Genomic DNA, 22,400 nt, shown 5'->3' with positions numbered 1-22,400 from the left:
TACCACCCATTCATCAACCGATCACGTTTGCTCTGTCTGCATGGATTGCATGAAGGCTATTACTGCTGCCCTCTACTCCCCGTCAGATAGACCTAAGATCTTTAATATCATGCAGATGTAACTGTTACAAGGTGCCAGAACAGAAGAGTTTCACGCCGCTGTGCCCCGACGAACTGCCCGTAGCCGGAGGAGACCTGATCGGTGCCGAACTCAACTACATGGCCAGCCTCGCCGGGCGCCGTATCGGCAGCAAGGACGCCCACAGCCCGCAGGCGCCCTGGGTGGTCGAGCAGCACAGCCAGATGCTGCAACCTACCGGCCTGGCTCACGCTGATGTCACCTGGGTCAGCCACTGCGTGCCGGGTACCGAGGGCTTCACCTTGCTGGCTGAATTGCCCAGCCCCTATGACTACGACTACTTCGTCTGGAAGGGCGTCGAACCCGACCTGCACCCCTACGGCGCCTGCTACCACGACCTGCACGACAAACTGTCCACCGGCGTCATTGAATACCTCAAGGCCCGGGGTATCGCCCGCGTGCTCGTCGGTGGCCTGGCCCTGGACTATTGCGTCAAGACCACCGCCCTGCAACTGCTCAAGGCCGGGCTGCAGGTGGTGCTGCACCTGCCGGCGTGTCGAGGGATCACTGAAGAGGGCGGCGTGCAGGCCGTCAACGAATTGCTCAAGGCCGGTGCCGCTATCAGCCGCACCCGCGAAGAACTGGCCGCGATGGCCACGCGTTAAGGAGATCCACCATGGAAAGCGCCTATGACACCGAGTCCCCGGTCATCCAGGGCTTGCTCGACACTGATTACTACACCTTCACCATGATGCAGGCGGTGCTGCACCAGCACCCCAATGTGGATGTGGAGTACAACTTCATCGTCCGCTCCAGGGAAAAACTCGGCCATCTGATCCCGCAGCTGCGCGCCGAGCTGGAAAAGCTGGCCGGCCTGCAGATGCGTGAAGGCGAGCTGCGCTTCCTGTTCAACCCGCGCTTTCGCGAATACCTCACGCCGGATTACGAGCGCTTCCTCGGGCTGTTTCGCTTCAACCTGCGTTATATCCACGTCAGTGAAGTGGACGGGCAATTGAACATCCGGGTGATCGGCCCGATGCTGCACTGCATCATGTTCGAGCAACCGGTACTGGCGCTGATCAGCGAGCTGCGCAACCGCGACAAGTACCCCGACGTCACCCTCGAAGACGTCACCCGCAAGCTCTACCAGAAGTTCGACTGGCTGGAGAAAAACCTCAGCCGCGACGAACTGGCCGACCTGCGCGTCTCCGATTTTTCCACGCGGCGGCGCCTGTCATTCAAGGCCCAGCGCGAAGTGGTGGACATCATGCGCCGCGACTTCCCCGGGCAGTTCCTCGGCACCAGCAACGCCCACCTGGCCTATGAATTCGACTTGCCGCTGATCGGCACCATGGCCCACCAATGGCTGATGGTGCACCAGCAACTGGGGCGCCTGCGCGAAAGCCAGAACGCCGCACTGGAAAACTGGGTGCACGAGTACCGCGGCCGTCTTGGCATGGCACTGACCGATTGCATCAGCACCGATTTCTTCCTCAAGGATTTCGATCTGTACTTCGCCAAGCTCTACGACGGCCTGCGCCAGGACTCCGGGGACCCCATCGTGTGGGCGGACAAAGTGCTGGCCAGATACAAGGCGCTCGGTATCGACCCGATGACCAAAGACCTTATGTTCTCCGATGGTCTGAATTTCGAAAAATGCCTGCCGATCCTGCGGCATATCCGCGGCAAGGCCAGGTTCGGCTTCGGCATGGGCACCAGCCTCGCCTGCGATGTCGACGGCGTGGAGCCACTGAGTATCGTGATGAAGCTGGTGCGGGTACACGGCGAGCCGGTGGTGAAATTTTCCGATGACCCGGTGAAGAACGTCTGCGAAGACCCGTCGTTCCTGCAGTACGCAGCACAGGTATTCAACGTTGGTAGCGTGGAGGCATGACATGCACACTCAAGAACGCATCGCCCGTGAGTTGAACGTAGACCGCTTGCTGGTCGCAGGTGGCGAGGCCCGGGAAATTCAACGACGCATCGATTTCATCAAGCGCGTGTTGCGCGCTTCTGGCTGCAAGGCGCTGGTGCTGGGTATCAGCGGCGGTGTCGACTCATTGCTCGCAGGCCGCCTGTGCCAGTTGGCGGTGCAGCAACTGCGCGACGAAGACTACGCCGCGCGCTTTATCGCCATGCGTCTGCCCTACAAAACCCAGGGCGACGAACACGATGCCCAGGCCTCCCTGGATTTTATCCTGCCGGACCATGTCGACACCCTGGACATTGCCGCCAGTGTCGACGGCCTGATGGCCAGCCTGGGCGCTGCGCAAGCCAGTGCCGCACAACGCGATTTCATCAAGGGCAATGTCAAGGCCCGCGCGCGCATGATCGCGCAGTATGCACTCGCCAACCTGCACAATGGCCTGGTGGTCGGCACCGACCAGGCGGCTGAAGCGCTGATGGGGTTCTTCACTAAATTCGGCGACGGCGCCTGCGACCTGGCGCCGTTGTCTGGCCTGACCAAATCCCAGGTGCGCCTGCTTGCCACCGCCCTCGGTGCCCCGGCAAAACTGGCGCAAAAGCCGCCGACTGCCGATCTTGAAGAACTGGCACCGGGGAAACTCGATGAGGACGCCTACGGTTGCTCGTACGCCGAGATCGATGCGTACTTGATGGGCGAACCGGTGAGCGAGCGGGTGAGGGCGATTGTCGAGGCGGCGTATGGCAAGACAGCGCATAAACGTGCGCTGCCGATTGCCCCGCAGTAGGCGCGGGCTGCAAGCCATATCAGGAAGTGTCTCGCCGTGAAATGGAATTTTTCCTACATTATTGAAGGATGAGGATTCTTTACGCTCTGGGCTATCAATGAGTTCAGGATCATGGGAATGGCTTCCAGCGTATTGAGAGCGAGTGATTCAGTTGCCAGGGTGTTGCGCCGCAACCTGCCAGTGCTTCTCGGCACGACGGCCATGGCGATTTTGTCAGGCATCCTGGTGACGGTATTGGATGATGCGACCTATCTGCGCCGGTTCGACCCGTCGCTCAAAGCGCAGATGTCCGGGTGGAGCCTTGTCGCATTGGCGACTGTTGCCGTGTTTTCCAATGTCATGATGGTGTGCGGTCGGCATTGGGCGGGTGTTGTCCTGGCAGGCTACTTTGCGATGTGTCTGATGCTGGTGGTACCGACGCTTCAGTACCATCCCCACACCCTGGCCTATTCGTTGGGTGTCGTATGTCCGCTGTGCGGATTGCTGCTGCTCAATAGCGAACGCCACCGCGAGATGCGTCACTCGCTGTTCAAGCTACGTGTTCAGCGCCACGGCGGCGGCGATCGGCGCGCAGACGGCTCTGTTTGACCCTGCACTTCGCCAGCCTCGCAGGCGTTTGGTGGGTAGCCCAATCCTGATGCGAAAACCCTATGTTGGTTTGGAACTGCACTGTTTCAGTTGCCACCAACAGGCAGCTGAACCGAGCGCTTGTGTGTTTGGCCAGGCCGTTGTTACGTCCAAGACATGAGGTGTTGCCATGATGAATCCTTACTTAAACCAACCGTTCTATTCGCCTCCGCCCGTGCAGAACCACGAATTTCCGCCAGCGGGTAATGCGACGACGAATATGCCTGGCGTAATGACCAGCAATTATTCCCACTCGGCCGTTGCAGACATGCTGCTGCAAAACTTCGAATATTTCAGATCGCCTGGCAGTTCGTTCGCGTCTCGAGAGTCGCTGGCTGATGTGGCCAATCGCCCATTGGGGATGGGCGGTCATGATGACCAGATGACGTTGCTGGCCAGGGATATATTGGGTCGGCCCGGTCTCGCAAGCCTGTTTGACGGTATTCAAAACGGCGCTCAGGAAGATGGCCTGATTAACCGCGAGGATATGCAACTGGCTATCGGTCAGTTGTCTCAGCAGGAGGCAGGCGGCTATTCCCCACTGTCAGGCAATCGGTTCGCCGGAGGGAATAACGGCGCGATGCAACAGCAGAGAATAAATCAGCAATGCTCTCCTCAGTTCAACGCGCAACCTGCATTTGGTGGTGGGCCGCAAGGCATGCAAGGCTGGCAGGCGACGCAGCCCCCGTCCTATATGGGCGTGCAAGGTAACCAGCCATGGAGCCCGATGATGGCCGCAGGTCGACCCTATGCCAATGACAGTGACGAGGCGTTCTCGGCCAAGGTGCTTTCCCATTTCGGTGCCCTGCAAGATCCTTCGCGAGGTAGCATCACGGACGAGTCGCTGAGCGCCGCTGCGTCGGGACATACCCTGGATGGACGACCTATCAGTGCGGCCGATACTGCTGTCGCGCAGGAATTGATGGAGCGAGGGCAACTGTTCAAGACACTGGACCAAGGCCGCAGTGGCGTGCTCGACGGCAGTATCTCCCGGCAGGACCTGGGGGATGCATCGAATACATTCAGGACGATGAGCGACGAAGGGCTGCTGCATGCCGTCAAAAATAATTTCAGACAGTTTACCGCCGGTGCGGATGACAAGTACGTCAATGTCAATGAGCTGAAAGAGGCGGCGGGTCTTGCCCCGTCCACACGAACCTTCAGTCCGCAAGCGCGTGAAGTGGCCCTGGAATTGCTCAATCGTCCTGGCTTGTTGCGTGAGCTGGATATCGGCATTCGGGAGGAGGGCAAGCCTGGCGCTGAAGACCAACGCTTTGATATGGTCAACATCGACCACATGATCGACCAGCAATCCTCCCGTGCGCCAGGCAAACCCTACGCCAGCGCGTATGCGGGTAACTTCTCCGTATCCGCCGGCGGGTAATATTTGCGGCTATCAAAGGCTGCTTTCCGGCAGACGGATAGCAGCCGCCCCTGGCACCTGCCCCGTTGCACGCAACTACCTGCCCTCTGGAGTGGTCCATCGATCTCGGCGTACCATTGGCGGTTCAGCGCCAACAGCCTCAAGCGATTGACCACTCCACTGCCACCCAGGGGCCCAAACCATCATGGAAGTCACCCAGCAACGACCGTTGTGGCAGGTTTACCTGTTCTTTCTGGCACCGATGGTGCTCTCCAATTTTCTGCAAAGCTTCTCCGGTACGCTCAACGGTATCTATGTCGGGCAGATGCTCGGTACCCACGCGCTGGCGGCGGTGTCGGGCATGTTCCCCATCGTGTTTTTCTTCATCGCCCTGGTGATTGGCCTGGGTGCCGGCGCCTCGGTGCTGATCGGCCAGGCCTGGGGCGCCGGGGAGACAGGCTTGGTCAAGGTGATCACCGGCGCCACGCTGACCCTTGGCGCTCTGATAGGCCTGCTCGCGGCCGTACTGGGTGGGCTGTTTGCGCGCCCCGCGCTGCAGGCCCTGGGAACCCCCGTCGACGTGCTGGACGATGCGGTGGGCTACGCCCAGGTGATGATGCTGATCATGCCGCTGCTGCTGGTATTTATCCTCTATACCCAGCTGCTGCGCGGCGTCAGCGACACGGTTTCGCCGTTGTTGGCGCTGATGGTATCGACCCTGATGGGCTTGTTGCTGACGCCGGCGCTGATCCGCGGTTGGATCGGCCTGCCGCCCATGGGTATCCAGAGTGCGGCGTACGCCGGGCTGGCGGGGAATGCCCTGGCGATGCTGTTCCTGATTCTGCGCCTGCGCCACAAGCACCATGTGATGGCGCCGGATCGCGACATGCTCGCAGCCCTGCGCCTGGACCGGGTGATCCTCGGCAAGGTCCTGCGCATCGGTTTGCCTACCGGCTTGCAGATGGTGGTGTTGTCGTTGTCCGAATTGGTCATCCTGGCGCTGGTCAACGGCCATGGTTCCCAGGCAACGGCGGCGTACGGCGCGGTGACGCAGATCGTCAATTACGTGCAGTTTCCGGCGCTGTCGATTGCCATCACCGCCTCGATCCTGGGCGCGCAGGCCATTGGCGCCGGTCGCCTGGAGCGCATCGGGCCGATCCTGCGCACCGGGCTGTTGATCAATACCGGCCTCACCGGTGGCCTGATCGTGCTCGGCTACGGGTTGTCGCATTGGCTGCTGGGTCTGTTCATCACCGACGCCGCCGCGCGCGTCAACGCCGAGCACCTGTTGCATATCATGCTGTGGAGCATTCTGGTGTTCGGCTTCCAGGCCGTGATCGGCGGGATCATGCGCGCCAGCGGCGTGGTGCTGATGCCGGTCGCCATCTCGATTTTCTGTGTGCTGTGCGTGGAATTGCCGGTGGCGTACCTGTTCAATGCGCACTTTGGCCTGGAAGGGGTGTGGATGGCGTTTCCGGTGACTTACCTGGCGATGCTGGTGTTGCAGACAGCCTATTACCGCCTGGTATGGCGGCATAAGCAGATCAAGCGGCTGGTGTGATACAAGGTTGCCCCACCTAAGGACAGAAGGCGCTTTATCAATGGCAAATCCCTACGCCGCGTTGTTCCAGGTTCCCGGCGCTCGCGCTTTTGTCCTGGCGGGCATGCTGGCACGCATGCCGATCTCCATGACCGGTATCGGCCTGATCACCATGCTCTCGCAGGTGCATGGCGGTTATGGCCTGGCGGGCTCGGTGGCGGCGGTGTTCGCGTTGGCCACGGCATTTTGTGCGCCGCAGGTATCGCGTCTGGTGGATCGATACGGCCAGGGCAGAGTGCTGCCCATCGCCGCGCTGATCGGTGGGGGCGCGTTGTTGATGGTGCTGCTGTGCACGCGTGTGCAGGCGCCGAACTGGACGTTGTTCCTGTTCGCCGCGCTGGCCGGTTGCATGCCCAACATGTCGGCCATGGTGCGAGCGCGCTGGACCGAGTTGTACCGCGGCCAGCCCAGGCTGCAAACTGCGTTCGCCCTGGAATCGGTGCTCGATGAGGTGTGCTTTATCATCGGCCCGCCCATTTCGGTCGGTCTGAGCGTGGTGCTGTTTGCCGAGGCCGGGCCTTTGGTGGCGGCGCTGCTGCTGGCGGTGGGCGTGACCACGTTCGTGCTGCAACGCGAGACCGAGCCGCCGGTGCACCCACGCCACGACCACCATGGACGCTGGCTGATCTCCTCGCCTTCGGTGCTGATCCTGATGACCCTGTTGCTGGCCATGGGCGTGATCGTCGGGGTGGTGGATGTGGTCAGCGTCGCCTTTGCCCAGCATCAGGGTCAACCCGCCGCGGCGAGTATCGTGCTGTCGGTCTACGCCATCGGCTCCTGCCTGGCCGGCCTGGCTTTCGGCACGCTCAAGCTCAAGGCCTCGTTGCCCCGGCAGTTTCTGTTCTGCGGCGTGGCCACGGCGTTGACCACCTTGCCGTTGCTGTGGGTGACCGATATTCCGGGCCTGGCCGTGGCGATCTTTATCTCCGGCCTGTTCTTCGCCCCGACCCTGATCGTGTCCATGGCGCTGGTGGAGCAAGTGGTCCCACCGAGCCGCCTCACCGAAGGCATGACCTGGCTGATCACCGGCCTGAGCATCGGTGTGGCGATTGGCGCCGCCGGCTCGGGCTGGATGATTGACCACTCCGGCGCCGCCAGCGGGTTCTGGGTGGCGCTGGCGGCGGGGTTGGTGGTGTTGGGTTCGGCCGTGCTGGGGTATCGGCGGTTGGGCAGTCAGCCAATCGCCGGGCAATGATGTTGTAAAAACTCATTCAGCGCCTGGCGTGTCAGATCGTTCAACGTCACTTTCTTGCGGGTCGCCGCCAGCGCTGCCGCCAAATGCAGATCATGGCCCACGCGTACGTTGAAGGAGCCCTTGCAAGGCTTTTCCGGCGTTTGCCCGAGGGCCTGGCAGGTGGCGAGGTAATCGTCTACCGCCTCTCTGAAGGCCGCGTCCAGCTCGGCGACGGTTTTGCCTTCGTAGCTCACCAACGCCTTGATGAACAGGATTTTGCCGAACAGGCAGTTGTCTTCGAGGCTGGCTTCGATGGAGCCGATGTAGCCTTTGTGTTTCAGCTGGTTGTTCACTGAATCAGTTCTCCTGATTTCAATTGTTCGATGATTTGGCGCCGAATGTAGTGTTTCAGTTCGTTGCCGGGGTGAGGCTTGTGCAGGGTAATCAGTGCACTGGGGTCGCCGATGTCGAATTTGACCCGGCTTCCAGCCCCTTCAATCTGTGTGTAGCCCAGTCGGCGTAACAGCGTTACGAGTTCAGACCAGGTGAATGCCACGTGCTCATCGAGCAGTTTGGCGAGCAGCTTTTCATTTTTGGACACGGCGTTCCCTGCGTGTAACTAAATGTAGTTGCAAAAAGTGGTGTGAGTCAATGCTAGCTCGACTTGGTGTGTCTTTCCCGGAATTGATGTAACCCTTGATGACACCTCGCTTGCAGCCCCCATTGCTCGCTAATTTTTCCCTCTCCGGTTCGTTTTATAGGGACGACGTGCCTTTGTGCTTCCTGCCTATTGCTCCGGACTCCAACAAATGAATGCTGAAGACTCCTTGAAACTTGCTCGCCGGTTTATCGGGTTGCCCCTGGAAAAGCGCCAAGTGTTCCTGCAGGCCCTGCAGAAAGAAGGCGTGGATTTTTCCCGGTTTCCGATTCCGGCGAGGGTGGAGGCAGAGGACCGCCAGGCGCTGTCCTACGCGCAGCAGCGCATGTGGTTTCTGTGGCAGTTGGACCCGGCCAGCGGCGCCTATAACCTGCCCGGCGCCGTACGCTTGAAGGGTGCGCTGAGCCTGGACGCCCTGGACCAGGCGTTCGCCAGCCTGGTGGCGCGCCACGAAACCTTGCGCACGGTGTTTCAGCGCCAGGCGGACGAGCGGCTGGTCCAGGTTCCAATCGAACCGTCAGGGGTAGTCGAGCACCTGGACCTCAGTAACCTGGCCCCCGCTGACCGTGAGCAGGCCGTCAACGCGGCGGCAACGCGTCAGTCGCTGTTGCCGTTCGACCTGGAACACGGCCCGCTGCTGCGCGTGCAACTGCTCAAGCTCGATGCACACGAGCACGTGTTGCTGCTGACCTTGCACCACATCGTCTCCGACGGTTGGTCGATGAATGTGTTGATCGACGAATTCATCCGTTTCTATGACGCTCACGAGCGCAACGAGGCGCCGCAATTGCCGGCGCTGGCGATTCAGTACAGCGACTACGCCCTCTGGCAGCGTCGCTGGCTGGAAGCCGGCGAGCAGGCGCGCCAGCTGCAATACTGGCAGGCGCGCCTGGGCGATGAACACCCGGTGCTGGAGCTGCCGACCGACCGTCCACGCCCGGCCATGCCCAGCTACCAGGGCACGCGCCACACCTTCGAGATCGACCCGGCGCTGGCCGCGCAATTGCGCACGTGCGCGCAAACGCACAACGTCACCTTGTTCATGCTGCTGCTCGGCGCGTTCAATGTGCTGCTGCATCGCTACACGGGCCAGGGTGATATACGCGTCGGCGTGCCCATCGCCAACCGCACTCGCACTGAAGTCGAAGGGCTGATCGGTTTCTTCGTCAATACCCAGGTGCTGCGCACCGAACTGACCGGACAAACCCGCGTCGCCGAACTGCTGCAAGGCATCAAGGAACACGCCCTGGGTGCCCAGGCGCATCAGGAATTGCCGTTCGAACGCCTGGTGGAAGCCTTGAAAGTCGAGCGTAGCCTGAGTCATACGCCGCTGTTCCAGGTGATGTACAACCATCAGCCGGTGGTGGCGGACATCGCCTCCGTCAGCACCGCCTCCGGTCTGGAACTGGCCCTGGTGGAGTGGCAAGGCCGCACCACGCAGTTCGACCTAACCCTCGACACCTATGAAAAATCAGGCACCCTGCATGCCGCGCTGACATACGCCAACGACCTGTTCGACGCGCCTTCCATCCAGCGCATGGCCCGCCATTGGATCAGCCTGTTGCAGGCGATGGTGGCGGACGCTGAACAGCGCATCGGCGAGTTGCCGATGCTGGGCGCTGACGAGCAGCAGGTGCTGGTCAAGGCCTGGAACCACACCGCCGTGCCGTATCCGACCGAACGCGCGATCCACCACCTGATTGAAGACCAGGCCCAACGCACGCCGGATGCGCCAGCGCTGGTATTCGGTGAGGTCACCCTGACCTATGCCCAGCTTGACGCGCGCGCCAACCGGTTAGCCCATGCATTGCGCGAGCGAGGCGTCGGCCCGGACGTGCTGGTGGGGATCTGTGTCGAGCGTTCCATCGACATGGTCGTGGGCCTGTTGGCCATCCTCAAGGCAGGCGGCGCCTACGTCCCGCTGGACCCGGAATACCCCGAGGAGCGCCTGGCCTACATGATCGACGACAGCGGCATCACGCTGCTGCTCAGCCAGCAAAACCTGTTGGCGCGACTGCCGACCGCAGGCATCCAGGTGATAGCCCTGGACCAGCTGACCAACTGGCTCGACGCCTACAGCAGCGAGTCCCCTAACGTCATCCTCCAGGGGCTGAACCTGGCCTATGTGATCTACACCTCCGGCTCCACCGGCAAGCCCAAGGGCGCCGGTAACAGCCATCGTGCGCTGGTCAACCGCCTGTGCTGGATGCAGCAGGCCTACGCACTCGATGCCAGCGACGCGGTGCTGCAGAAAACGCCGTTCAGCTTCGACGTTTCGGTGTGGGAGTTTTTCTGGCCACTGATGACCGGCGCGCGTCTGGTGGTCGCCGCACCGGGGGAGCACCGTGAACCGGCCCGCTTGATCGAGACCATCGAGCGGCACGCCATCACCACCCTGCATTTCGTGCCGTCCATGTTGCAGGCGTTCATCCATGAGCCAGGCGTAGGCGCCTGCGCCAGCCTCAAGCGCATTGTCTGCAGCGGCGAAGCCTTGCCGTTGGACGCGCAGCGCCAGGTATTCGCCAGGCTGGCGAATGCGGCCTTGTACAACCTCTACGGCCCGACCGAAGCCGCGATCGACGTGACCCACTGGACCTGCATCGACGAAGGCGCCGACAGCGTGCCGATTGGCCGGCCGATCGCCAACCTCGGCACCTACGTGCTCGATGCCCAGCTCAACCCGGTACCGGCCGGTGTTGCGGGTGAGCTGTACCTGGGCGGCACCGGTCTGGCGCGCAGCTACCACCGGCGCCCGGCGCTGACCGCCGAGCGCTTTGTGCCGAGCCCCTTCGTGGCCGGTGAGCGCCTGTACCGTACCGGCGACCGGGTGCGTCAGCGCGCCGATGGGGTGATCGAATACCTCGGCCGCCTCGACCACCAGGTCAAGCTGCGCGGCTTGCGCATCGAACTGGGCGAGATCGAAACGCGCCTGATGCAGCACCCGCAGGTGCGCGAAGCAGTGGTCCTGGTACACGGCGGCAAGCAGTTGGTGGCTTATGTGGTCCTTGAAAGCGAGGCCGTCGGCGACCTCAAGGCCTGGCTGCTCGGCAGCCTGCCGGAATACATGGTGCCGACCCATTTCATCACCCTGGCCAGGCTGCCGGTGACCGCCAACGGCAAGCTCGATCGCAAGGCGCTGCCACTGCCGGATGCTGCGCCGCAGCAGGCTTTCGCCGCGCCTGAAAACGCCCTGCAACAAGCCTTGGCCGCGATCTGGAGCAGTGTGCTAGGCATCGAGGCCGTAGGCCTGGACGATAATTTTTTCGAGCTGGGCGGCGATTCGATCATTTCCATCCAGGTGGTCAGCCGTGCCCGTCAGGCCGGTATCCGCCTCAGCCCGCGCGACCTGTTCCAATACCAGAGCGTGCGCAGCCTGGCGCTGGTGGCGAGCTTCGATGAGCTCAATGTGATCGATCAAGGCCCGGTCAGCGGTGAGGTCATCCTGACACCGGTGCAGCAGGGCTTTTTCGCCCAGGCCATCCCGGCGCGTCAGCACTGGAACCAGTCATTGCTGCTGACGCCGCGTGAAACCCTGGAGTTCTCTCGACTCGATGCGGCGGTGATGCAATTGATCCGGCATCACGATGCCCTGCGTCTGCGCTTCGTGGCGCAGGCCGAGGGTTGGCAACAGCATCACGCCGCGCAGGTCGGCGCATCGGTGTTGTGGCAGGCCCGTGCCGGCAGCGACGCCGAATTCGCCGCGCTGTGCGATGAGGCCCAGCGCAGCCTGGACCTGGAGCACGGCCCGCTGCTGCGCGCCGCCCTGGTCGACATGGCCGACGGTACCCAGCGCTTGCTGTTGGTGGTGCACCATTTGGTGGTGGACGGCGTGTCCTGGCGCATCCTGCTGGAAGACCTGCAACAGGCTTATCGCGAACAGACATTGCCGGCAAAGACCAGCGCCTACCAGCACTGGGCGCAGCGCCTGCAAGACCACGCGCAGGCCCTCGATCACCAACTGCCGTACTGGCAGGCGCAATCCATCGATGCCGAGTTGCCCTGCGATCACCCCGAGGGTGGCCTGCAAAATCGCCTGGGCGCCAAGCTTGAAACGCGCCTCGATGCCGAGCACACGCGCCAATTGCTGCAAGAGGCGCCGGCGGCCTATCGCACCCAGGTCAATGACCTGTTGCTCACCGCCCTGGCACGGGTCGTCAGCCGTTGGAGCGGTCAGCCCGCCGCGCTGATCCAGCTGGAAGGACATGGTCGCGAAGACCTGTTCGATGGCATCGACCTGACCCGCACCGTCGGCTGGTTCACCAGCCTGTTTCCAGTGCGCCTGCAAGCCGATGGCGAGCTGTCCGGTGCAATCAAGGCGGTCAAGGCGCAACTGCGCGCCGTCCCCGACAAGGGCCTGGGCTATGGCCTGCTGCGCTACCTCGGCGCGCCGCAAGTGCGCGAATCCCTGGCCGGGCTGGCCGCGCCACGCATCACCTTCAACTATCTGGGCCAGTTCGACCGCCAGTTCGATGAGTCGGCGCTGTTCGTACCGGCCGGCGAGGGCAGTGGCCAGGCTCAAGACCCCGAGGCGCCGCTGGCCAACTGGCTGACGGTGGAAGGGCAGGTGTATGGCGGTGAGTTGGCCTTGCAGTGGGGCTTCAGTCGCGAGATGTTCGAACCCTCGACCATCCAGCGCCTGGCAGACGAATACGCCGCTGAACTCAAGGCCCTGATCGAGCATTGCTGCGCCACGCCGGCCGGGCAGGTCACGCCATCGGATTTCCCCCTGGCACGCGTCACCCAGGCGCAACTGGATGCATTGCCGGTGGCCGGGCCGGCCATCGCAGACCTTTACCCCTTGTCGCCGATGCAGCAGGGCATGCTGTTCCACACGCTGTTGGAACCCGAGGCCCAGGCCTATATCAACCAGCTGCGCCTGGACATCGACGGCCTCGACCTGCTTGCGTTCGGGCGCGCCTGGCAGGCCGCGCTGGACCGTCACGACATCCTGCGCAGCAGCTTCCATTGGCTGGGCCTGGACAGCGCGCATCAAGTGATTCGCCGCCAGGTCGACCTGCAACTGCAAGTGATTGAAGACCCCCGCGCCGATTTCGATGCGCTGGCCAACGCCGAGCGTGAACGCGGCTTCGAACTCAATGCCGCGCCGCTGTTTCGCCTGGTGCTGGTGCGTGGCGCGGGCACGACCTGGCAGCTGATTTTCACCAGCCACCACATCCTGATGGATGGCTGGAGCAACGCCCAGTTGCTCGGCGAAGTGCTTGCTCATTATGCAGGCCAGGCCGTGCCCGCACCGCTTGGGCAATTTCGCGATTACCTGGGCTGGCTGCAACGGCAAGGCAACGGCGAAGCATTCTGGAAAGCCGAGCTGGCGCCATTGCCGGCGCCGACCCGGTTGGCCCAGGCGCTGCGCACGCCGGTTGACGGTGCGGGGACTGCAGAGCATCACGTCGTGTTGGACAGTGACTTCACCCAGCGCCTCGGTGAGTTTGCCCGCCAGCATAAAGTGACCCTCAACACCCTGTTGCAGGGCGCCTGGAGCCTGCTGCTGCAACGCTACACCGGGCAGGCGTGCGTGGCCTTCGGCGCCACAGTGGCCGGACGTTCCGCGCCGTTGCCCGGGATCGAGCAGCAGTTGGGCCTGTTCATCAATACCTTGCCGATCATCAGCGCTGCCTCGCCGGCGCAATCCGCCGCCAGTTGGCTCAGCCAGTTGCAGGCGCAGAACCTCAGCCTGCGCGATCACGAGCATGTGCCGCTCTACGACATCCAGGGCTGGGCCGGCCAGCAAGGCGCCGCGCTGTTCGATACGCTGCTGGTGTTTGAAAACTTCCCGGTGGCCGAAGTCCTGAAACAAGGCGCGCCGGCCGGCCTGACCTTCGGGCCGATGCAAAACCATGAGCGCACCCATTACCCGCTGACTCTGGGCATTGAACTGGGTACCAACCTGCGCCTGGAATTCAGCTACGACCGCGCGCAATTCAGCCAGTCTCAGGTCACGCGGCTGGGCGACAACCTGCACCATCTGCTGGCGCAACTGCTGGCCGACGCTCACGTCCCCCTGGGCAATCTGCGCCTGCTCGACGCCACCGCGCAGCGCGACGTGCTTGCCCTCAGCCAGTTGCCGGCGACCGCCCGAGGTCATCAACACGCCCATGAGCGCATCGCGGCCCAGGCCCAGGCTACGCCGGACGCACTGGCGGTGCAGGCGGGCAGCGAACGCTTGAGCTACGCCCAACTCAACGCACGGGCCAACCGCCTGGCCCATCGCCTGCTGGCACTGGGCGTCGGCCCCGGCCAGCGAGTGGGCCTGGCGTCGCGGCGCGGTCCGCAACTGATCGTCAGCCTGCTGGCGGTGCTCAAGAGCGGCGCGGCGTACGTGCCGCTGGACCCGAAATACCCGGCCGAGCGCCTGGCCTACATGCTCGCGGACAGTCGCCTGGACCTGCTGCTCAGCGAAACCGGCTTGCTGACCGATGTGCCGTTGCCGACCGGGCTGACCCGTTTCGATTTCAGCGCCACGGGCGATGAGCTGGCCGACTGCCCGGCAACCAATCCGCCCAATCACGCGGCGGCGGCGGACCTGGCGTATGTGATCTACACCTCCGGCTCCACCGGCCAGCCCAAAGGCGTGGCCATTGACCATGCGGCCCTCGGCCAGTTCTGCGACAGCGCCGTGCTGTACAGCCAACTGAGTGCAGAGGACCGCGTGCTGCAGTTCGCGACCTTCAGCTTCGACGGCTTTGTCGAGCAGTGCTACCCGCCGCTGTGCGTGGGCGCGGCGCTGATCATGCGTGGCGATGACCTGTGGGACGCCGGGCAACTGGCGCGCGAGATCGTTGAACAGGGCGTGACCCTGGCCGACTTGCCCGCCGCGTACTGGTACCTGCTGGCCAAGGAATGTGCCATGCACCAGCGCTCCCTTGGCCGACTGCGCCAGGTGCATGTGGGCGGTGAGGCGATGTCCGTGGAAGGCTTGCGCGCCTGGCATGCCGCCGGGTTGGGCGGTGTGCGGCTGGTCAACACGTATGGGCCGACCGAGGCGACGGTGGTGTCCAGCGTACACGCGTGCCAACTGGATGACGCCAGCGACGCGTTCGGTGTGCCGATCGGGCGCGCGATTGAAGGGCGCTCGCTCTACGTACTCGACAGCGGTTTCCAATTGCTGGCGACCGATGGCGTGGGCGAGTTGTGCATCGGCGCCGAAGCCGGTCTGGCCCAGCGCTATTTCGACCGCCCGGCGCTGACCGCCGAGCGCTTCCTGCCGGACCCGTTTTCCGCAGTCCCCGGCGCCCGGCTGTATCGCAGTGGCGACCTGGCCCGTTACAACGAGGCGGGTGCGCTGGAGTACGTCGGGCGTATCGACCATCAGGTGAAGATTCGCGGCTTGCGTATCGAAATGGGCGAAATCGAAGCCGGCCTGCAAGCCTTGCCGCAGGTGCGTGAAGCGGCAGTATTGGCGCTGCCGAGCGCCACCGGCACGCAGTTGGTGGCGTACGTGGTGCCCGCTGCGGGCATCGCCTTGGACACACAGGCACTGGCGGCCCGTTTGCGTCAGTCGCTGCCGGACTACATGGTGCCCGGGCAGTGGGTGGTGCTCGATGCCTTGCCGTTGAATAACAACGGCAAGCTTGACCGTCGCGCATTGCCGGCGCCGGACCTGAACCAGCACACACAAGCCTACGTGGCGCCCCACAGCCCGCTGCAAGTCCAACTGGCAGCGATCTGGCAGGCGGTGTTGCAGGTTGAGCAGGTCGGGCTGGAGGATCACTTCTTCGAGCGCGGCGGCCACTCGTTGCTGGCCACCCAGGTCATCTCCCGGGTACGGCATGCGCTCAACCTGGAAGTGCCATTGCGCGCGCTGTTCGAACAGCCGACGCTGCACGCGTTTGCCGACGCCTGTGCAGCGCTGCAGGTGAGCACGGCGCAGCCGTTGGTGGCGCTGGAGCGCGACCATCCGCTGGCGTTGTCCTTCGCCCAGGAACGCCAATGGTTTCTCTGGCAACTGGACCCCGCCAGCGCGGCCTATCACGTTCCCACCGCCCTGCACCTGCGCGGTCAGCTGGACATCGCCGCCCTGGAGCAGGCGTTCCAGGCCCTGGTACACCGCCATGAGCCGCTGCGCACCACCTTTGTCGAGCAGGGCGAGCAGACCCTGCAAGTCATCCATCCCGCCCTGGCAGTGACCATCGAGCGTCAGCGCGTCGAGGTGGCGGCGATCGAACAGGCGGTGGCCGAGGAAATCCAGCGCCCGTTCGATCTACGCAGTGGCCCGCTGATGCACGTCAAATTGCTGGAAGTCGCGGCGCAGCACCATGTGCTGGTGATCACTCAGCATCACATCATTTCCGACGGTTGGTCGATGCAGGTGATGGTCGATGAGCTGGTGGCGCTCTACCAGGGCGACAGCCCATTGCCGGCGTTGCCGGTCCAGTACGCCGACTATGCCCAATGGCAGCGTGACTGGATGGCGGCCGGGGAACAACAGCGCCAGCTCGATTACTGGTGCGCGCGCCTGGGCAGTGAACACCCGCTGCTGGAGCTGCCTCTGGACCATCCGCGCCCGGCGGTGCAAAGCCATCGCGGCGCGCGCCAGAAGATCCATCTGGACAGCACGCTGGTGGCCGAACTCAAGGCGTTGGCCCAGCGTCAGGACGTGACCTTGTTCATGTTGTTGCTGGCCTCGTTCCAGACCGTGCTGCATCGCTACAGCGGTCAGTCCGAGATCCGTGTCGGCGTGCCGATCGCCAACCGCACGCGCCTGGAAACCGAAAGGCTGGTGGGTTTCTTCGTCAATACCCAGGTCATGCAGGCCGAGCTGCATGGGCAAATGCCCTTTGCGCAGTTGCTGGCCCAGGTCAAGCAGCGCGCCCTCGAGGCCCAGGCGCATCAGGACCTGCCGTTCGAGCAGCTGGTGGAAGCCTTGCAGCCCGAGCGCAGCCTGAGCCATAACCCGCTGTTCCAGGTGATGTTCAACCACCAGGACAGCTTGCGCGCCGGCACCGTGCACGTGCCGGGCCTGGCATTGCAGCCGCTGGACTGGGCCGTTCACACCACCCAGTTCGACCTGAACCTGGAGACCGAAGAGTCTGCCGATGGCCTGTGGGCGTCGCTGACGTACGCCACCGACCTGTTCGAGCCGGCGACCCTGGAACGCCTGGCCGGGCACTGGCATAACCTGCTGCGCGCCGTGGTGCGCGATGAATCACAGGCGCTCGACGAACTGGCGATGCTCAGTGCGCCTCAGCGCCAGCAAATGATTGAAGACTGGAACCACACGCCCGCCGACTACCCGCACGAGCAATGCGTGCACCAGGTGTTCGAGGCGCAAGCGCTCGCCCGGCCGGATGCCATCGCACTGCGCCTCAATGGCGACAGCCTGAGCTACGCCGAACTCAACCGCCGGGCCAATCGTCTGGCGCACCGGTTGATCGCGGCGGGCGTCGGCCCCGACATGCTGGTGGCGGTGCATGTGGAGCGCTCCCTGGACATGGTGGTCGGCCTGCTGGCAACCCTCAAGGCCGGTGGCGCCTACGTGCCGCTCGACCCGCAGTTCCCGGCAGAGCGCCTGGCGTTCATGCTCGAAGACAGCGATGCCCGGGTGCTGCTGACCCAGGCGCATTTGCGCGGTCGTCTCGTACAGCCCCAGGACCTGCAGGTGCTGCTGACCGACGACTGCGACGGTGACGCGCACACTCCGCAGGTGAACGTCACGCCGCAACACCTGGCCTACGTCATCTACACCTCCGGCTCCACCGGCACGCCCAAAGGCGTGATGGTGCGGCACCAGGCGTTGTGCAGCTTTACCTGCGGCATGGCCGATACCTTGTCCATTGACGGCGATGCGCGCCTGTTGTCGTTGACCACGTTCTCATTCGACATCTTCGCCCTGGAGCTCTTCGTGCCGCTGAGTGTCGGCGCGACGGTGTTGTTGAGCGAGCAGGCCATGGCCCTTGACCCGGAAGCCATCCTCGACCTGGCTCACAACCAGGCAGCCAACGTGCTGCAGGCCACGCCGTCGACCTGGCGCATGCTGCTCGACAGCCCGCGTGCGCACCTGCTGCGCGGCATCCAGTGCCTGTGCGGCGGCGAAGCGCTGCCGGCTGACCTGGCGCAGCGCCTGCTCGATCTGCAAGGCCCGGTATGGAACCTCTACGGGCCGACGGAAACCACCATCTGGTCGGCAGCCCATCGCTTGCACGAGGCGCAGCCGTATGTTGGGCGGCCTATCGCCAATACCTCGCTGTTTATCCTCAATGCCGGGCTTGTCCCCTGCCCGCAGGGCGCGGCCGGCGAGCTGCTGATTGGCGGAGTCGGCCTGGCGCGGGGTTATCACGCGCGGCCGGCACTCACCGCCGAGCGTTTTGTGCCGGACCCGTTCGGCCCGCCAGGCGCACGCCTGTACCGCACCGGCGATCTGGCGCGTTACCGTGAGGACGGCGTGGTCGAGTACATCGGCCGCGTCGACCATCAGGTCAAGGTGCGCGGCTTCCGTATCGAGCTGGGTGAAATCGAAGCCTGCCTGCGGGAGTACCCAGGCGTGCGGGAAGCCGTGGTGCTGGCGGACAACGACCGCTTGATCGCCTACCTGGTGACCACCACGGCGGTGGATTCACAGGCCTGCAAAACCGCGCTGCGCGAGCGGCTGCCGGACTACATGGTGCCGGCGCACGTGTTGCTGCTCGAGCGCCTGCCGCTGACCCCCAACGGCAAGCTCGACCGCAAGGCCTTGCCCAAGGCCGATGCCGGTCAGTGGCACAAGGGCCATCTGGCGCCCGTCACCGCGCGCGAACAACAGGTTGCGGCGATCTGGGCCGAGGTGCTGGAGGTGCCGCAGGTCGGTCTCGACGATCACTTCTTCGAGCTGGGCGGGCATTCCCTGCTGGCCACGCGGGTGGTGTCGCGGGTGCGTCAGGCGCTGGCGCTGGAAGTCGCACTCAAGACCCTGTTCGAGCAGCCCCTGCTGGGTGATTTCGTGCGCGCCCTCGGCGAGGAGGGCAGCACCGCACCGGCGCTGCTCAAGGCCGACCGCACGCAACCCTTGCCGTTGTCCTATGCCCAGGAGCGTCAATGGTTCCTCTGGCAACTGGACCCGCAGAGCGCGGCGTACCACATCCCCAGTGCCTTGCGTTTGCACGGCCCATTGAACGAAGCCGCGTTGCAACGCAGTTTCGACACCTTGCTGGCCCGCCATGAAAGCCTGCGCACTCATCTGCGCCAGGAGGCCACGGGTGCGGTGCAGGTCATCGAAGCGGTCGGCCGGATCGCTATCGACCGGGGCGCCCGCGAGTATGCCGACCTCAAGGCCACCGTCGCCGCCGAGGTCGCACGGCCCTTCGATTTACTGCGCGGGCCGCTGTTGCGGGTCACGTTGTTGCGCCTGGCCGAGGACGACCACGTGCTGGTGCTGGTGCAACACCACATCGTCTCCGATGGCTGGTCGATGCAACTGATGGTCGAAGAGCTGGTGCAGCTGTACGCCGCGTTCAGCCAGGGTCAGACCGCGGATCTGCCAGCGCTGCCGATCCAGTACGCCGACTATGCCGTATGGCAACGCAACTGGATGGAGGCCGGCGAGCAAGCGCGTCAACTGGCCTATTGGCATGAGCAGTTGGGCGGCGAGCAACCGGTGCTGGAGCTGCCGTTCGACTTTCCGCGCCCGGCGCTGCCAAGCCATCGCGGTGCGCGCCTGGGCATCGACCTGGCGCCAGGACTGCTGGAAGGCCTGCGCACCCTGGCGCGCAATGTCGGCGTCACCTTGCCGATGGTGTTGTTGGCGTCCTACCAGGCGCTGTTGCATCGCTACAGCGGCCAGGAAGACGTGCGCGTCGGCGTACCGGTTGCCAACCGCAACCGCCTGGAGACCGAGGGTCTGATTGGCTTCTTCGTCAACACCCAAGTGCTCAAGGCCGACCTTCACGGGCAGATGAGCGTCGAGCAGCTGCTGCGCCAGGTGCGCCAGCGCTCCCTGGACGCTCAGGCCCATCAGGACCTGCCGTTCGAGCAACTGGTGCAAGCGCTGCATCCGGAGCGCAGCCTCAGCCTGAGCCCGTTGTTCCAGGTGCTGTTCAACCACCGTGTAACGTCCGCCGAGCGTCAGTTGCAGCAGCTGACCGACCTGCACATCGAGGTCCTGGGTTGGGATGACGGCGTGGCCCAGTTCGACCTGGCGCTGGACGTGGAAGAAAACCCGACGGCGCTGCATGCCTCCCTGAGCTATGCCACCGACCTGTTTGCACCCGCCACCATCGCGCGCATGGCCGGGCATTGGCAGAACCTGTTGCAGGCGATGGTGGCCGATCAGACTCAAGCCATCGGCCAGTTGCGCGTGCTGGATCAGCACGAGCAGCAGCACATCCTGCAACTGTGGAACCGCACCGATGCCGGCTACCCGTCCCAGCGGCTGGTGCATGACCTGGTCGCCGACCGTGCGCGAGAGACCCCGGATGCTGTCGCGGTGAAGTTCGATGCGCACACCCTCAGTTACGCAGAACTCGACACCCAGGCCAACCGCCTGGCTCATGCGCTGATCGCCCGTGGCGTCGGCCCGGAAGTGCGCGTGGCGATTGCCATGCCGCGCAGTGCCGAGATCATGGTGGCGTTCCTCGCGGTGTTGAAGGCCGGCGGTGTGTACGTGCCGCTGGATATCGAATACCCGCGTGATCGCCTGCTGTACATGATGCAGGACAGCCGGGCGCAACTGCTGCTCAGCCATACCTGCGCCCTGGCGCAACTGCCGGTTCCCGATGGTCTGGAGACCCTGGCAATTGACTGCAGCGAGCAATGGGCGCACTGCAGTGACCGCGCGCCGAATGTGGCGCTGGACGGCGACAACCTTGCCTACGTGATCTACACCTCCGGTTCCACCGGCATGCCCAAGGGCGTGGCGGTGTCCCACGGGCCACTGGTGGCGCATATCATCGCCACCGGCGAGCGCTATGAAACCCGCCCGGCCGATTGCGAACTGCACTTCATGTCCTTCGCCTTCGACGGCGCCCATGAAGGCTGGATGCACCCGTTGATCAATGGCGCCAGCGTGCTGATCCGCGACGACAGCCTGTGGTTGCCGGAATACACCTATGAACAGATGCACCGGCACAACGTGACGATGGCGGTGTTCCCACCGGTGTACCTGCAACAGTTGGCCGAACACGCCGAGCGCGACGGCAATCCTCCAGCCGTTCGGGTGTACTGCTTCGGCGGTGACGCCGTGGCCCAGGCCAGCTACGACCTGGCCTGGCGCGCGCTGAAACCGACCTACCTGTTCAACGGCTACGGCCCGACGGAAACCGTGGTCACACCGCTGCTGTGGAAGGCGCGCAAGGGCGACCCGTGCGGCGCCGTCTACGCGCCCATCGGCACTTTGCTCGGCAACCGCAGCGGCTACGTGCTGGATGCGCAGCTCAACCTGCAACCCATCGGCGTGGCCGGCGAGTTGTACCTGGGCGGCGAGGGCGTGGCCCGGGGTTACCTGGAGCGTCCGGCGTTGACCGCCGAACGTTTCGTGCCGGACCCGTTCGGCAAGCCCGGCAGCCGCGTGTATCGCAGCGGCGACCTGACCCGTGGGCGTCCCGATGGCGTGGTGGATTACCTGGGTCGCGTCGACCATCAGGTCAAGATCCGCGGTTTCCGTATCGAACTGGGTGAAATCGAAGCGCGCCTGCGCGAACAGGACAGCGTCGGCGAAACCGTGGTGGTGGCCCAGGACGGTCCGACCGGCAAGCAGTTGGTGGCCTACGTGGTGCCGGCCGATGCGACCCTGGCCGACCAGACCGAATTCCGCGACAGCTTGCGTCGCGCCCTGAAAAGCGGCCTGCCGGACTACATGGTGCCGGCGCACTTCGTGTTCCTCGCACAGATGCCGCTGACCCCCAACGGCAAGCTCGACCGCAAGGGCCTGCCGTTGCCGGACGCCAGCCAGATGCAGCAACAGTACGTGGCGCCGCACACCGAACTGGAGCAGCAGATCGCCGCGATCTGGGCCGACGTGCTGCACCTGGCGCAAGTGGGCCTGAACGACAACTTCTTCGAAGTGGGCGGGCATTCCCTGCTGGCCATCCAGATCACCTCGCGGGTGCAGGCCGAGCTGGGCCTGGACGTCCCGCTGATGGAACTGTTCCAGACCGAATCACTGCGCGCCTACGTGCAGGCCGCAGCCACTTTCCGCGCCGGCAGCGTGGAAGATTTTGATGATCTTCGTGACTTTTTGAGCGAACTAGAGGCGATTTGAA

At 64.0% G+C, this 22,400-nt stretch carries 10 protein-coding genes; 8 read left to right on the top strand and 2 right to left on the bottom strand.

Going from position 1 to position 22,400, the window contains the following annotated elements; all coding sequences use genetic code 11:
- The first annotated feature begins 104 nt into the window (after positions 1–104).
- The 7 genes from BFQ00_RS21355 (at position 105) to BFQ00_RS21325 (ending at position 7,574) form a co-directional block, all read left to right on the top strand.
- A complete protein-coding gene (locus tag BFQ00_RS21355) occupies positions 105–743 on the top strand; it encodes an isochorismatase family protein (protein WP_065934666.1) in 639 nt (212 codons plus the stop codon).
- A gap of 11 nt (positions 744–754) precedes the next feature.
- Entirely contained in the window at positions 755–1,972 is a 1,218-nt protein-coding gene (gene pncB / locus BFQ00_RS21350; RefSeq protein ID WP_065934665.1) for a nicotinate phosphoribosyltransferase, read from the top strand.
- 1 nt (position 1,973) lies between these two features.
- Complete coding sequence (nadE, locus tag BFQ00_RS21345) at positions 1,974–2,789, top strand: ammonia-dependent NAD(+) synthetase (protein WP_065934664.1); 816 nt, start codon at positions 1,974–1,976, stop codon at positions 2,787–2,789.
- A gap of 117 nt (positions 2,790–2,906) precedes the next feature.
- The gene (locus BFQ00_RS21340; RefSeq protein WP_065934663.1) at positions 2,907–3,377 is read left to right on the top strand and encodes a hypothetical protein; all 471 of its coding nucleotides are present in this window, start codon (positions 2,907–2,909) and stop codon (positions 3,375–3,377) included.
- Positions 3,378–3,546: 169 nt separating this feature from the next.
- Positions 3,547–4,800: a hypothetical protein gene (locus BFQ00_RS29700; RefSeq protein WP_170827580.1), complete on the top strand. Its 1,254-nt coding sequence runs from the start codon at positions 3,547–3,549 to the stop codon at positions 4,798–4,800.
- Between the two features lie 184 nt (positions 4,801–4,984).
- Complete coding sequence (locus BFQ00_RS21330) at positions 4,985–6,340, top strand: MATE family efflux transporter (protein WP_065934661.1); 1,356 nt, start codon at positions 4,985–4,987, stop codon at positions 6,338–6,340.
- 40 nt (positions 6,341–6,380) lie between these two features.
- Entirely contained in the window at positions 6,381–7,574 is a 1,194-nt protein-coding gene (locus BFQ00_RS21325; RefSeq protein WP_065934660.1) for an MFS transporter, read from the top strand.
- On the opposite strand, the gene BFQ00_RS21320 is transcribed toward BFQ00_RS21325, so the two are convergent.
- Together BFQ00_RS21320 and BFQ00_RS21315 are read right to left on the bottom strand one after the other, a co-directional pair.
- The gene (locus BFQ00_RS21320) at positions 7,553–7,906 is read right to left on the bottom strand and encodes a type II toxin-antitoxin system HicB family antitoxin (protein ID WP_065894293.1); all 354 of its coding nucleotides are present in this window, start codon (positions 7,904–7,906) and stop codon (positions 7,553–7,555) included. The two genes, BFQ00_RS21325 and BFQ00_RS21320, sit on opposite strands and share 22 nt — an antisense overlap.
- Entirely contained in the window at positions 7,903–8,154 is a 252-nt protein-coding gene (locus BFQ00_RS21315; protein WP_065894295.1) for a type II toxin-antitoxin system HicA family toxin, read from the bottom strand. Before BFQ00_RS21315 ends, BFQ00_RS21320 begins: the two co-directional genes overlap by 4 nt.
- Before the next feature lie 208 nt (positions 8,155–8,362).
- On the opposite strand from BFQ00_RS21315, the gene BFQ00_RS21310 reads away from it, so the two are divergent.
- Positions 8,363–22,399, top strand: a complete 14,037-nt coding sequence (locus tag BFQ00_RS21310) for a non-ribosomal peptide synthase/polyketide synthase (protein WP_065934659.1) — start codon at positions 8,363–8,365, stop codon at positions 22,397–22,399.
- Position 22,400: the final 1 nt, after the last annotated feature.

Origin of the sequence: Pseudomonas sp. 28 E 9 (genome assembly GCF_900004785.1) — a bacterium.
GTDB lineage: Bacteria > Pseudomonadota > Gammaproteobacteria > Pseudomonadales > Pseudomonadaceae > Aquipseudomonas > Aquipseudomonas orientalis_A.
This window is presented reverse-complemented; position numbering and strand designations above follow the sequence as displayed.